Annotated in this window: 10 protein-coding genes and 1 pseudogene; 5 read left to right on the forward strand and 6 right to left on the reverse strand. The window is 58.2% G+C overall.

The features are described from left to right. Positions 1-76: 76 nt before the first annotated feature. Positions 77-1,489 carry a coniferyl aldehyde dehydrogenase gene (locus BKX96_RS04270; RefSeq protein ID WP_077182804.1) on the forward strand — a complete coding sequence of 471 codons (1,413 nt, stop codon included), beginning with the start codon at positions 77-79 and terminating at the stop codon, positions 1,487-1,489. A gap of 60 nt (positions 1,490-1,549) precedes the next feature. On the opposite strand, the gene BKX96_RS04275 is transcribed toward BKX96_RS04270, so the two are convergent. Both BKX96_RS04275 and BKX96_RS04280 read right to left on the reverse strand, forming a co-directional pair. Further along, entirely contained in the window at positions 1,550-2,197 is a 648-nt protein-coding gene (locus BKX96_RS04275) for a TetR/AcrR family transcriptional regulator (protein ID WP_077182805.1), read from the reverse strand. Between the two features lie 10 nt (positions 2,198-2,207). After that, a complete protein-coding gene (locus BKX96_RS04280; RefSeq protein ID WP_077182806.1) occupies positions 2,208-2,996 on the reverse strand; it encodes an enoyl-CoA hydratase/isomerase family protein in 789 nt (262 codons plus the stop codon). A gap of 142 nt (positions 2,997-3,138) precedes the next feature. On the opposite strand from BKX96_RS04280, the gene BKX96_RS04285 reads away from it, so the two are divergent. From BKX96_RS04285 to BKX96_RS04300, 4 genes are all read left to right on the forward strand, one after another. After that, on the forward strand, positions 3,139-4,281 hold the full coding sequence (locus tag BKX96_RS04285) for an acyl-CoA dehydrogenase family protein (RefSeq protein ID WP_077182807.1): 1,143 nt from the start codon (positions 3,139-3,141) through the stop codon (positions 4,279-4,281). Then, positions 4,278-5,399 (forward strand): acyl-CoA dehydrogenase family protein, encoded by a 1,122-nt coding sequence (locus BKX96_RS04290; protein ID WP_077182808.1) that lies wholly within the window; start codon positions 4,278-4,280, stop codon positions 5,397-5,399. Before BKX96_RS04285 ends, BKX96_RS04290 begins: the two co-directional genes overlap by 4 nt. 82 nt (positions 5,400-5,481) lie before the next feature. Further along, positions 5,482-6,567: a Zn-dependent alcohol dehydrogenase gene (locus BKX96_RS04295; protein WP_077182809.1), complete on the forward strand. Its 1,086-nt coding sequence runs from the start codon at positions 5,482-5,484 to the stop codon at positions 6,565-6,567. A gap of 87 nt (positions 6,568-6,654) precedes the next feature. After that, positions 6,655-7,764, forward strand: a complete 1,110-nt coding sequence (locus BKX96_RS04300; RefSeq protein WP_077182810.1) for a CaiB/BaiF CoA transferase family protein — start codon at positions 6,655-6,657, stop codon at positions 7,762-7,764. Positions 7,765-7,829: 65 nt separating this feature from the next. Here BKX96_RS04300 and BKX96_RS04305 read toward each other — a convergent pair whose 3' ends face one another. The 4 genes and pseudogenes from BKX96_RS04305 to BKX96_RS04325 form a co-directional block, all read right to left on the reverse strand. After that, a complete protein-coding gene (locus tag BKX96_RS04305) occupies positions 7,830-9,416 on the reverse strand; it encodes an arylsulfatase (RefSeq protein WP_077182811.1) in 1,587 nt (528 codons plus the stop codon). Positions 9,417-9,707: 291 nt separating this feature from the next. After that, positions 9,708-11,162 (reverse strand): tyrosine-type recombinase/integrase, encoded by a 1,455-nt coding sequence (locus BKX96_RS04310; RefSeq protein WP_077182812.1) that lies wholly within the window; start codon positions 11,160-11,162, stop codon positions 9,708-9,710. A 307-nt stretch (positions 11,163-11,469) separates the two neighbouring features. After that, positions 11,470-11,649, reverse strand: a pseudogene (locus BKX96_RS04315) (transposase); the annotation flags it as partial. A gap of 469 nt (positions 11,650-12,118) precedes the next feature. Continuing rightward, complete coding sequence (locus BKX96_RS04325) at positions 12,119-13,573, reverse strand: tyrosine-type recombinase/integrase (protein WP_077182813.1); 1,455 nt, start codon at positions 13,571-13,573, stop codon at positions 12,119-12,121. Positions 13,574-13,870 lie beyond the last annotated feature (297 nt).

Consider the following 13,870-nt stretch of genomic DNA (forward strand, 5'->3'; position numbering starts at 1 on the left):
GACAGCGGCGCGGGATCAGTGTCTCGCGCCGACTTGCAGGGTCGTAACAACCCACAATGAGAAGGTAAATCCTCCAATGAGCAAGATCGAACTACCCGAAGTGGTGCGCATGCGTGAAACCCTCACCATGCAGCGCACGGCTTATCTGTCGAATGATATCTGGACCGCAGAGCAACGCTGTGAATTGTTCGATCGCCTGATCGGCATGCTGGTTGAGTACAAGCAGGAAATCGTTGAGGCGACGGCGGCAGACTTCGGTCATCGTAGCCACGACCTGACGCGTATCATCGACTTGTTGGGCCCGCTCTCGTCGTTGAAGAAAACCAGGGCCAGGATTGCTGAGTGGATGCAACCCGAGCAGCGTGCCGCCGACCGTGGCGAGGCCTGGATTCAGTATCAGCCGCTGGGCGTGGTGGGTATTGTTACTGCCTGGAATTTCCCGGTGGGCATGGTCATCCAGGGGTTGGCCAGTGCGCTGTCCGCCGGTAACCGGGCGATGGTCAAAGTCTCGGAATTGAACCCCAAGTGTGCCGAGTTGATGCAACGGATGTTCAGCGCCACCTTCGCCGAGGATGAGATCGCCATCGTCACCGGCGACGCGCAGGTCGGTCAGGCGTTCTGCAGCCTGCCGTTCGACCATCTGCTGTTCACTGGAGCGAGCAGCGTTGGCAAGCATGTGATGCGCGCCGCTGCCGAGAACCTGGTGCCGGTTACTCTGGAGCTGGGTGGAAAGTCACCCTCCATCGTGTCGCGTTCCGCCGATATGAAGTCCGCTGCGAGCAAGATCATGGCCGGAAAGCTATTGAATGCCGGCCAGGTCTGCCTTGCGCCGGATCATGTGTTTGTTCCCGAAGAGTCGATGGAGGAATTCATCGAACATGCCAAGGCGGCGGTCGCCAAATGTTATCCGAGCCTCAAGGACAATCCGGATTACACCTCGGTCATCAACACCCGCCACTACGAGCGCCTGCTGGGCTACCTGGAGGAGGCCCGTGCGGCTGGCGTCGAGTTGATCGAGTTGAATCCGGCGCAGGAGGATTTCGCCGATCAGCCACATCACAAGATGATCCCGACCTTGCTGTGCGATCCGGGTGATGAGCTGAAGATCATGCAGGACGAGATCTTCGGGCCGCTGTTGCCGATCAAGCCATATAAGGACATGCGCGATGTGGTTGCCTACATCAACGCTCATCCGCGTCCGCTGGGGCTGTACTACTTCGGCAGCGATGCGGCCGAGGAAAGTTTTGTCCTTGATCGCACCGTTTCGGGTGGAGTGACGATCAACAACGTGGCCCTGCACGCCAGTGTCGACAGTCTGCCTTTCGGCGGGGTTGGCAACAGCGGGATGGGCAGTTATCTGGGGCACCAGGGCTTTGTCACCTTCAGCCATCCGAAGCCGGTCCTGCGAGCCGCAGACGGTCCGGACATCACCCGGCCACCCTTCACCGAGCAGGTGCGGCAGATGGTGGATGCGATGATCAAGCGATAGTGCTGGAGGATATGGCGCCCACCGGTGTGAACCGGTGGGAGTTTTTTTTATTGCCGCGAATTAATCGCAGGGTGAGGTCAGCAAGGTCTTGATGAGTCGACGCAGTTGCTTGTGCAGCAGCGCCGGATCGGCTGTCGAAGGATCGAGCAGCAGCTGAAGCATCATGCCGCGCATCGTTCCAATCAGCAGCGTAGCGGCTGTCAGCGGATCGGTATCGGCAGGGATCTCGCCGTTGGCGATGCCGATTTCCACCTGTTTGGCCAGGGTCAGTCGTACGGAATGGTTGTACTCGGCCAGTATCGCTGCGGATTCCGACTCAACCGTCACGCCCTCTGCCATCAAGGCGAGTAAAGCGCGGGCGTTGGTCCATTCGGCGTCGTCGCGCAGGAAGTATGCATCGATGTAGCCGAGCAAGGTGTCCAGTCCCGGTTCGCGTCGGGGCGCCTTGTCTTCGACGACATCCATGAACCTGGTATTTACGAACCCGGCCAAAGCACGTAGCAGGCCAGCCTTGGTGCCGAAGTGATGTGCTGCCAGGCCGCGACTGTAGCCGGCTTGCAGACCGACCTCGGCCAAGGTGATGCCAATCCAGCCTTTGCGCGCGACGATCTGGCGTGCCGCCTCCAACATGCAGTGTTCTGCCTGGGCGCGCATTTCCACCTTGGATCGACGGGTGGTGTTGGGGGTGCTTTGGTCGGGAGTGTCCATAGGCGAATGATCAATTACCGGTGAATTCAGGAACGCGACGCTCGCGCATCGCCTTGTTGCCCTCGGCAAAATCGCTGGTGAGGACCTGCCACTCTTGCTCGGTGGCCTCGCGGTCGATGATTGCATCCACTGAATCGGCGAGGCCGGCACGTAGTGTCTGGCGGCTAGACATGACGGCAAGGGGTGCACTCAGGGCGATTTCTTCAGCCAGGTCGCGAGCAGCCTGACGTTCTTCGCCAGGCGCCGCAAGCACATCCGCAAGGCCGATACGGACGGCTTCTGCACCATCGATACGACGGCCGGTGGCGATCAACATAGACGCCATCTGGAGGCCAACGACGCGCGGCAGCGTAACAGAAATGCCGAAGCCCTGGTGCATGCCAAGGCGATTGAAATTGGCAGAAAAACGGGCCTTCTCGCTAGTGACGCGGTAGTCGCCAACCAGTGCCAGGCCCAGGCCTCCACCGATGGCGGCACCCTCTACCACGACGATCAATGGCTTGGCTGTGCGGAACAGGCCCACGGCGTGTTTGTACAGCTGACGAGGAAGAATTTTTTCACCGGTCTGCGCCAACCCACTGAAGTCAGCACCTGCGCAAAACGTCTTTCCTTCGGCTTGCACGATAACGACGCGACAGGTCGGCAACTGGTCCAGATACTCCAGTGCGGCGAGCAGATCCATGATCAGTTCCTGATCGAAAAAGTTCAGCGGCGGACGGCTGAATTCGAGCGTGGCGATGTGTCCTTGCAGTTCAAGGGTCAAGCCACGGCCGGGAGTGAAGGAGGCGAGGGTAGTCATCAGATGCTCCGAATGGGACGGGAAAACAGACTGGATCGATGGCGCTTGATCCCTTTACAAGAATGCTGTTAGCTTATTCGCTTGTTGGTCAGCCAACAAGCGACTTTGGTCGCCTGTCCCTAAAATTCAAAGAGCAGAAACCATGCAGGCACTCGATATCAGGCCTTGTAGGCTGGACGCCAAGACGCAGGCGCTGCGTGCAGAAGTCCGTACTTTTCTCGCTGAGGAGCTCAAACACTATTCGCCTGCCGATCGTGCCAAAGGGCTCGTCGGTCTTGTACCGGAATTCACCCGCAAGCTGGGCGAGCGCGGCTGGCTGGGCATGACCTGGCCCAAGCGTTACGGCGGCCACGAGCGCAGTGCGCTGGAGCGTTACGTGGTTCTGGAAGAACTGCTAGCGGCTGGCGCGCCGGTGGGCGCGCACTGGGTCGGTGAACGCCAGAGCGGTCCGTTGCTGATCAAGTTTTCTCCGGAAGTCCTTGCTCCGCAGATCGTCCCGGGCATAACCCGCGGTGAAACGCTTTTGGCGATCGGCATGAGTGAGCCCGACGTTGGTTCCGACCTGGCGGCTGTGCGCACCCGTGCGCAAAAAACTGAAGGCGGCTGGATCGTCAACGGCAGCAAGGTCTGGACCTCGGGCGCTCATCTGGCCCACTACATGATCACGCTGCTGCGCACCGGGCCGAAGGAGGAGGGCAATCGCCGCGCAGGCTTGTCGCAACTGCTCATCGACCTCAAGGCCCCCGGCGTGACCGTGCGCCCGATCTACAACATGCTCGGCGAGCATGATTTCAATGAAGTGTTTCTGGAAAACGTCTTCGTTCCCGATGATTTCGTCATTGGCGAGTTGGGCAATGGCTGGCTGCAGGTCACTGCGGAACTGGCGTTGGAGCGCAGTGGTCCGGAGCGCTACCTGAGTAGCACCCAACTGTATCTGGCCATGCTCGACGAGGCCGACCCGCAAGACAGTCGGCATGCCGTAAGCCTCGGTCGCTTGGCGGCACGCTACGCCGCGCTGCGGCAGATGTCGCTGGGCGTCGCCGGCATGCTCGCCCGTGGGGAGAATCCGGCTATCCAGGCGACCGTGGTCAAGGACCAGGGTGCCTTGCTCGAACAGGCTATTCCGGACGTAGCTCACGATCTGTTCGGCGATCAGCGTGAGCCCGGTTCCGACCTCGACCAGGTGATGCGCTTCCTGACTCAGAGTGCGCCGTCCTTCTCGTTGCGTGGCGGTACTCGTGAAATTCTGCGCGGCATTATCGCCGGAGGTCTTGGACTGCGATGAATACAACAATTGATCACCAGGGTGTGGACGACGGCGTCCCTTCAGAAATGCAAACCATGATCGCCGACAGCGTCGAGCGTCTGTTTGCCAAACAGGTCACCCGTGAATTGCTCGAACGCTTTGATGCCGGCCACCGCGCAGACGCGTTATGGCAGATGGTCGTCGACAACGGCCTGCCCGGTGCGCTAGTACCGGAAGGCGCCGGCGGAAGTGGTGCCAACTGGCTCGATGCCAGCCCGGTTCTGCGCGCCATTGGCTACTGGCAGGCGCCACTTCCACTGGCGGAAACCATGCTTGCGGCAGCGCTGTTGGCTCACGCCGGTATGGAAGTGCCGGAAGGGCCGATCACCCTGATTCAGGCCGGCCGTTTGGGCGATCTGCAACTGGATAAAGAAGGGGCGCGCCTCGACGGCCGAGTCGTCAACGTGCCATGGGCGCGCAGTTGTCGGTGGGCTGTGGTTGCTGATGGCCAACACCTGGCGCTGGTCGACTTGCGCCAGGCAACCATCACCCTGGCTGCCGGTAGCAATTTTGCCGATGAAGAGCGCGATGCCCTTGTTTTCGCCAACGCCAACACTCAGGCCACCGGTCAACTGCAACTGGCCGGTCTGCACGAGCCGGTATGGCATCTAGGTGCATTGTTGCGCGCTTGCACGCTGGTTGGCGCGCTTGAAGCAGCGGTCGACAAGGCGGTGCTGTACGCCAATGAACGCGTGCAATTTGGCAAGCCGATTGGCAAGCAACAAGTACTGCAGCAATACCTGGCCCAAATGGCCGGGGCTACAGGCGCAGCGCGGATGGCTGTGCAAGTAGCCTTGCGCAGCGCGAGCGAGCTATTCCTCGGGACCGCCGGAAACCACGGCACCCTGGCATTCGATATCGCCGTGGCCAAGGTGTGTGCTGGCGAAGCAGCGACGCTGGCCGCGTCCATGGCGCATCAGGTGCACGGCGCTATCGGTTTTACCCATGAACACACCTTGCATTTTGCTACGCGTCGCCTTTGGTCCTGGCGTGACGAGTTCGGTAGTGATGCGCTTTGGGCCAAGGTGCTGGGGCAAGCGGCCATTGCCGCGGGGTCCGAAGGGTTCTGGGCAGGGCTGACCGATCGAAGTTTGTGAAGCGCTGCTGTGTTTGTTCAGTCACCGCGTGAACGGCCTGACCGCTCACGCAAATAAAACAATAATTTTTTCGAGGTAAATCATGAAAGCTGCCGTATTCCATACGCCGGGTTCCCCTCTGACCATCGAGGAAGTCGGGATCAGCAAACCGGGTCCGCGTGAAGTGCTGGTGCGCACTGTCGCTGTGGGTGTCTGCCATTCGGATCTGCATGTTGTGGACGGGATGTATCCGCATCCGGCCCCCGTGGTGCTCGGCCACGAGGCAGCCGGTATCGTCGAACAGGTGGGCTCGGACGTCCGCACCGTCAAACCAGGGGATCATGTGGTCACGTGCCTGTCGGTCTACTGCGGCCATTGCGCCCATTGCGTCACTGGTCACTTGTCGCTGTGCATATCGCCGGAAACCCGCCGCAGCAAGGGTGACGAACCACGGCTGACGTACGTGCAAAAACCCATGCCGCAATTTGCCAACCTGTCCGCCTATGCCGAGCAGATGCTGGTTCACGAACATGCACTGGTTGCCATTCGCCGTGACATGCCGCTGGATCGCGCCGCGCTGCTCGGTTGCGCCGTCACCACGGGGACCGGTGCGGTATTCAACACCGCCAAAGTGCGCCCCGGCGAGACCGTGGTTGTTCTGGGTTGTGGCGGCATCGGCCTGGCTGCAATCAACGGTGCGGTACTGGCCGGTGCCGGCCGCATCATTGCCATCGACATGCTCGATTCGAAGCTGGAACTGGCCCGGCAGTTTGGCGCCACCGATGTCATCAATGCGAAGAATGGCGATACGGTTCAACAGGTCATCGAGCTGACCAGAGGCGGCGTCGATCACTCATTCGAGTGTATCGGCCTCAAGCAGACGGCCGAGCAGGCATTCGGCATGCTCAAACGTGGAGGCTGCGCGACGATCATCGGCATGATGAAACCGGGCACCAAGCTTGAGCTCGATCCTTTCCAGCTTCTGCAGGCCCGCCGCATTCAAGGGTCAATTATGGGTTCGAACCGTTTTCCGGTCGATCTGCCGAGCCTGACCGACTTCTATATGCAGGGTCGGCTCAAACTCGACGAGATGATTTCGCAGCGCATCAAACTCGAAGACATCAATATCGCCTTCGACGAGATGCGTCGCGGCGAGCTGGCGCGTTCGGTGATTGTCTTCGACCAGTGAGTGTCGGGTGAGGGAGCGGGCCGGGCCGGGCCGGGTAATCCTGGTCCCGACCGGCAGTGCACAACTGGACGAGTCAAGAGAGAACTCATGCTGAGCGACATCAAGATTGTAGAAATCTGCGGCATCGGTCCGGGGCCGTTTTGCGCCATGCATCTGGCAGACCTGGGAGCACAGGTCATAGCCGTTGAGCGGGGTGAAGCTACCTCTGTTACGGGCAAGAAGAACGCTGCGAAAAACGCGATGAATCGTGGCAAGCGTTCCGTGATAGCCGATCTGAAAACACCCGAAGGGCGCGAGACCGTACTGAAACTGATCGAAAGCGCGGACGCATTGATCGAAGGCATGCGACCTGGCGTGATGGAGCGTCTCGGATTGGGACCAGAGGTGCTGCTGGCAAGTAACCCGAAGCTGGTTTACGGGCGTATGACGGGCTGGGGCCAAAGTGGCCCGATGGCACATGCAGCCGGCCACGACAACAACTACATCTCGCTGTCTGGGGCGATGTACTACTGCGGCACAGAGGGCGAAGCGCCGTCTTCCCCCATCACGCTAATCGGCGACATCGGTGGTGGGGCACTCTATCTCGCGGTGGGGCTACTGGCCGGAATCCTCAATGCACGAACTACAGGGAAAGGCACGGTGGTGGATGCCGCGATCGTCGACGGATCGGCGCACATGATGCAGTTGCTGATGTCGATGGCTTCCCGTGGTGGTATCCAGGAGCAGCGAGGGAAGAGCATGCATGATGGCTCCCATTTCTACGCTACTTACCGTTGCGCCGATGACCACTACATTTCCCTTGGGGCGATGGAGCCACAGTTCTATGCGCTACTGCTGGAAAAACTGGACCTGGTCAACGACCCTCGCTTCGCCAAGCAATGGGATATGGGGCGCTGGGATGAAATGCGCGCGGCGTTCAAGGAAATCTTCATTAGCCGTACTCGCGAGCATTGGTGCGAGCTATTTGAAGGTACGGACGTGTGTTTCGCTCCGGTACTCAGCCCGCATGAGTCTTCCAAGCATCCACACATGGTTGATCGAGGCGTGTATTTCGAGCGTGACGGCATGTTGCAGGCTCACCCGGCACCGCGTTTCGATGGCCAAGTGGTAATGCCGGGGACGACACCGACCCGTGGTGAACATACGGAACAGGTCATGGCGGCGCTTAACATCAATAGCGAGTGTCTATGGTCATGAAGCATCGTTAACAGGGTATTGAGTAGGCGCCGCTCGCTTGTAAAGCGAGCGGCGTTCGAGCGCACTTACTGTGCAGTTTGATCCTTCATTTTTTCCGCAACTTTCGCGTCCACAGCAGCACGAATCTGGTCAATGCTGAAGCTGGCCGGTTTTTGACTTGGCGGGTAGTCGATGAAGGTTTGCAGAAACTTCGCGGCTTTGCTCACCGCTACCGCAGCGAGATAAATGTTCTTGCTCGACCAATCGTAATACTGGTCGGACACCAGATCCGCACGCTCGTAGGGGTCCATACGCAGGTTGAGGATCTTCGGTACCCGCAGGCAGACGAAGGGCTCGCTCCAGACCCGGAAACCGCCAGGCTGTTGTTGTTCACAGAACACCACTTTCCAGTTGTCGAAGCGCATGGACACCAGCACCCCGTCATCGTTGAAATAGTAGAACTCGTGCCGTGCGCCGGTCGGTTGCTGGCCGGTCAGGTACGGTAGCTGATTATAACCGTCGAGGTGCACCTTGAAGCTGGTGCCACCGGCAGTCGGAGCCCAGCCCTTGAGCAACTTGTCCTTGATGTCTGCGTCGCCAGCGGCCGCCAACAAGGTTGGAAACCAGTCCATGCCCGAGAACATGTCATTAGACATCTCACCGGCCTTGATCTTGCCCGGCCAGCGGATCATCGCAGGCACCCGAAATGCGCCTTCCCAGTTGGAGTCCTTCTCGTTGCGAAACGGCGTCGTCGCCGCGTCTGGCCATGAAAACTGATTCGGGCCGTTGTCGGTGGTGTAGACCACGACGGTGTTGTCGGAGATTTTCAGGTCGTCGAGGGTTTTCAGCAGCTTTCCAACATCGTTGTCATGCTCAACCATGCCATCAGCGTACTCGTTGCCCGGCATTCCGCTTTGGCCTCTCATCGAATCGCGCACATGGGTGAATGCGTGCATGCGGGTGGTGTTCATCCAGACAAAGAACGGTTTGTCAGCCTTGGCCTGTTTCTCGATGAACGCTTGCGCCGCGGCGGTGGTTTCGTCGTCGATAGTCTCCATGCGCTTGGCGGTGAGGGCACCAGTGTCTTCAGTCTTGCCGTCGGCGAAGCTATGGATCACGCCGCGCGGCGCGTAGCTCTTGAGGAAATCAGGATCGTCTTTTGGCCAATAGGGGCGCTCTGGCTCTTCTTCGGCGTTAAGGTGGTACAGGTTGCCGAAGAACTCGTCGAACCCGTGGGCGGTGGGCAAGTATTCGTCACGGTCACCGAGGTGGTTCTTGCCGAATTGGCCAGTGGCATAACCTTGGGACTTAAGGGCTTGGGCAATGGTGATGTCACGTTTTTGCAGACCCACAGGCGCACCTGGCATACCCACTTTGGAAAGGCCCGTACGCAGCGGCGTCTGCCCGGTAATGAACGAAGAACGTCCAGCGGTGCAGCTGTTCTCCGCGTAGTAATCGGTGAACAGCATGCCTTCATGGGCAATCCGGTCGATGTTCGGCGTCTTGTACCCGACCACGCCCATGGAGTAGGCGCTGATGTTGGTCTGGCCGATGTCATCGCCAAAGATCACCAGGATGTTGGGTTTTTCAGCGGCGCCAGCCGTAGCCGAAATTGCTATCACCGAAATCGCCACAAGGGCAAACTTCGGTAGCCATTTGTGTTTGCGAGTCATATTGACTGCTCCCTTAAGCTTGAGTCGAGGTTAACCACCAACCTTTTGTGGTTGCACTAACTCAAGGGCACTAGCGTCAATGCGACCAGACAGGTGCATGCAGGTACCTTTTTCACGGTAGACCAATTGAGATTTTTAGCTTTTTTTAGCGATGGTTGGCTTGCTGCTTTCTTTGGGCATGCCGCTTCAAGTGGGTTAACTCGTGCAAACATCCGAATAGCTGCTTTTGGCTGGATAGCGACGGTCTAGTTGCGACCGTCGCTGAGTGGATTGTGTCGTCAAGTATCTGACCTATGACGGCGGAAGGGATCCAGTCGAGTTATAGGCTGGAAAAGACATCATCGACTCGTTCGGTGGGTGCTCATAGGTTGAGGACAGCACGGCACTGAGTCGATCGCCCAACAGATTCCAGGCGCGTTTCTTCTCTTCGGCATAATCGTGATGCAGATAGTGTCGCCTCACCCGGGAGCCGGCCAGTACATGGTTTTGGCAGCGGTCGATGACGTCCAGGCTGATCCCCAAGGCCTGCATCATGGTCGCTCCCGTACGGCGCAGGTCATGCGGCGTCCAGTCGCCGTTCTGGCCGTCGGAAAGGACCAGCGTATCGTCATGACGCCGTCTGGAGAGGGCCTTGCGGTTTTTGAACCGGGCCTGGCGATCACCGACCTGTTTGCTCACCACTTTCACATCCACATGCTGATCATCCTGTTTGTTCGGAAAGCACCACTGGGAGTCTCCCGTGAGGGTCTTGAGTTCCTGAAAGAAATGCAGGGCAAAGGGCGAGAGGAAAACATGGTGGTCCTGTTTCTTGCCGCGGGTGCCTTTGACGTTTTCGCTGGGGAGGAACCAGGTCTGCTGGTCCAGATCGACATTTTTCCATTCGGCCTGCAGCAACTCGCCGATCCGGCACAGCGTGCCCAGGCTAATCCAGAGCGCGAGTTGCGTTTCCTTTTTTAACGGCCGAATGCCGTCGTATTTTTGCCCGGCGGGGAGGGCGTTGTAATCGGCGGTCATTTGCTGGAAGCGGTTGTGCAATTCCAATAGCTCCGCCGGGGAAAGGATGCGGCTTCTTTCTGCCTCGTAGTCGGCAGGGATCAGCGGGGAGATGTCGACCAGTTCCGTCGGATCGCCCTCGATCAATAAGGCACGCCAGGGATGACGCTTTCTGGCCCAGCTGAACATCTGAGTGAGGTCGGCGAAGAAACTGATGGCTTGCCGGTGAGCGCCGCGGTTGATCACGGCCCGGATCAGCGCCCGAACATCGTGTTCGGAGACGCTGCTCACCGCGGTCTTGCCGAGTGCCGGGTAAAGGTCCTTACTAAAGCGCCGTTGCAACTCGGCATTGCCATCTTTGCGCGCCACGCCGTCCAACAGCCAGGCTTTGGCCAGATCCTGGACGGTCAGCGTTTGCACCTTCGCCGTTTTTACCTGCTCGGCCTCTGCGTTCGTTGCGGCATGCGCCTGTGCCTTTGCGGTTTTCTTGTGTTCGTTGGGATTGATCTGCTCATCAATGAGCGCCCGGGCCTGGTTGCGGGCCTTGCGGATGTCCGTCAGGGATTTGCGCGGCCAGGTTCCGCAGGCGTACTCTTTATTCTGGTCGCCCCACCGATAGCGATAGAAAAAGCTGACCGACACGCCGTCCTTACGGATTGAGATTCGACCGGCGAGATTGCCGTCCTCCCTGAGGATCCGGCCGGCATCATCGGCGGTCAGCGACTCGAGTTCTTTGATGGTGATTTTGGCCATAAAATGAGTTCCCCCTACTTTTCCCCCCACAAAAACGTCGGCTCTTGATGGACGTTACTGGACTCTCGTAGAGCAGAACACCGCTGGAGCTCAAGTAAATACTAGCTTAGAAAAATCCAGAGTAAAATTTTGGAAGCTTTCAAGAAGTATGAAAAAGGAGATGGGGTGCTAGGGGTAGAGTGTTCGAATCACTCCGTCCCGACCATATAATTCAAGGGGTTGCGAGATTTTATCTCGCGACCCCTTTTTATTTTATGACATTTTTACCCCTACAAAAGCTCTGGCTCTTGGTGGAATACTAACTGTATTTTGCGCTGGGGAAATTGCGGTCGCGATTGTTGACCGCCTTGAACTTGCTACCATCGATAGCGACTAGATTTTCTCCGAACAGTCCCAACTGCTGACACAGCACAACGAACTGGCGACAGACGCCTCGGGTGGCATTGCTGTTGTCTCTTCAGAAGTTGGCGATAGTCTTGAAATCCGGTTTGGAGATGGGGCAGTCTTGCCTCGGCACGTGGGTCAATTCAGCGTCGGCGTGAACAATCAGAGCGTGAATCCAGCCGCTTGATCGTACGTAAATGCCGGATGTAGCTGACAAGGACAGTTCGCGCGTCCGTCTGCCGGTTTCGCAGGTAACGCCCGTACCGGAGGGAGCGGTCACGTACTTGATGCCTGGGCTGTGGCAGGAGGGACTGGGCGTGCCGCGAAACACTGATACAAACACTAGTTCCCTGCGCAGAACATCGACAAAAACAGCCCGACCGGAGGATTGTTGCTTCACGTAACGGCGGCGAAGTTCGCCGACCTTTTGGCGCTGTACCGGCTAGAGAATATTTTCGGTGGAGCCGGGCTGCCGATGGCACGCTCTGCACTGGCACAGTGAGTTGGACAACGGTTCCACTTCTCACGGGGTCGTCAATCGCTGATGACGACGCAACACTAAAGACGCCAACTTAAGACGGCGGTAAATAACTATTCGCGGTATATGCAGGAAACGACAACATCGACTCGGTCGGTGTGTGCTCGTAGGTTGCGGACAAGACTTCACTGAGACGATCGCCCAACAGATTCCAGGCACGTTTCTTCTCTTCGGCATAGTCGTGATGCAGGTAGTGTCGTCTCACCCGCGAACCGGCCAGTACATGGTTTTGGCAGCGGTCGATGACGTCTAGGCTGACCCCCAAGGCCTGCATCATGGTCGCGCCCGTGCGGCGCAGGTCATGCGGCGTCCAGTCGCCGTTTTGGCCGTCGGCCAGGACCAGGGTATCGTCGTGACGCCGTCGTGAGAGGGCCTTGCGGTTTTTGAACCGGGCCTGGCGATCGCCGACCTGTTTACTCACCACCTTTACGTCCACATGCCCGTCGTCCTGCTTGTTCGGAAAGCACCACTGGGAGTCTCCCGTCAGTATCTTGAGCTCCTGAAAGAAATGCAGGGCGAAGGGGGAGAGGAAGACGTGGTGGTCCTGTTTCTTGCCCCGAGTGCCTTTGACGTTTTCGCTGGGGAGAAACCAGGTCTGCCGGTCCAGATCGATATTTTTCCATTCCGCCTGGAGCAATTCACCAATCCGGCACAGCGTGCCCAGGCTAATCCAGAGCGCGAGCTGCGTTTCCTTCTTTAGCGGCCGAATACCGTCGTATTTTTGGCCCGCGGGGAGGGCGTCGTAATCGGCGGTCATTTGCTGGAAGCGGTTGTGCAATTCCAACAGCTCAGTCGGGGAAAGGATGCGGCTTCTTTCAGCTTCGTAGTCGGCAGGGATCAATGGGGAGATGTCGACCAGTTCAGTCGGATCACCCTCAACCAGTAACGCCCGCCAAGGTTGGCGCTTTCTAGCCCAGCTGAACATCTGGGTGAGGTCGGCGAAGAAGCTGATGGCTTGCCGGTGAGCGCCGCGATTGATCACGGTGCGGATCAGCGCCCGAACATCGTGTTCGGAGACGCTGCTCACTGCGGTCTTGCCGAGTGCTGGCAAAAGGTCTTTGTTAAAGCGGCGCTGCAATTCAGCATTGCCATCTTTGCGCGCCACGCCATCCAACAGCCACGCCTTGGCTAGATCCTGGACGGTCAGCGTTTTCACCGTCGTCGTTTTTACTAGTTCAGCCTCTACGTTAGCAGCGGCGTATACTTGTGCCTTGGCGGTTTTCTTTTGCTCGTTGGGATTGATCTGCTCGTCAATGAGCGCTCTGGCCTGATTACGCGCCTTGCGGATGTCTGTCAGGGATTTGCGCGGCCAGGTTCCGCAGGCGTACTCTTTGTTCTGGTCGCCCCACCGGTAACGATAGAAAAAGCTGACCGACACACCGTCCTTGCGGACTGAGATTCGACCGGCCAGATTGCCATCCTCCCGGAGGATTCGGCCGGCATCGTTGGGAGTCAGCGACTTGAGTTCTTTGATGGTAATTTTGGCCATAAAATGGTCTCCCCCTACTTTTACCCCCACAAAAACGTCGGCTCTTGATGGACGTTCCTGGACTCTCCTAGAGCAGAACACCGCTGGAGCTCAAGTAAATACTAGCTTAGAAAAATCCAGAGTAAAATTTTGGAAGCTTTCAAGAAGTATGAAAAAGGAGATGGGGTGCTAGGGGTCGAGTGTTCGAATCACTCCGTCCCGACCATATTTTTCAATGTCTTAGCCCAGCTTTCGCGAGTTGGGCTTTTTCATGTGCGTGACTTTTGCGTGACTTCCCGATTTTTCACGCCTGCTTCC

This window comes from Pseudomonas putida (assembly GCF_001976065.1).
In the GTDB taxonomy this organism is placed as follows: Bacteria; Pseudomonadota; Gammaproteobacteria; order Pseudomonadales; family Pseudomonadaceae; genus Aquipseudomonas; species Aquipseudomonas serbica.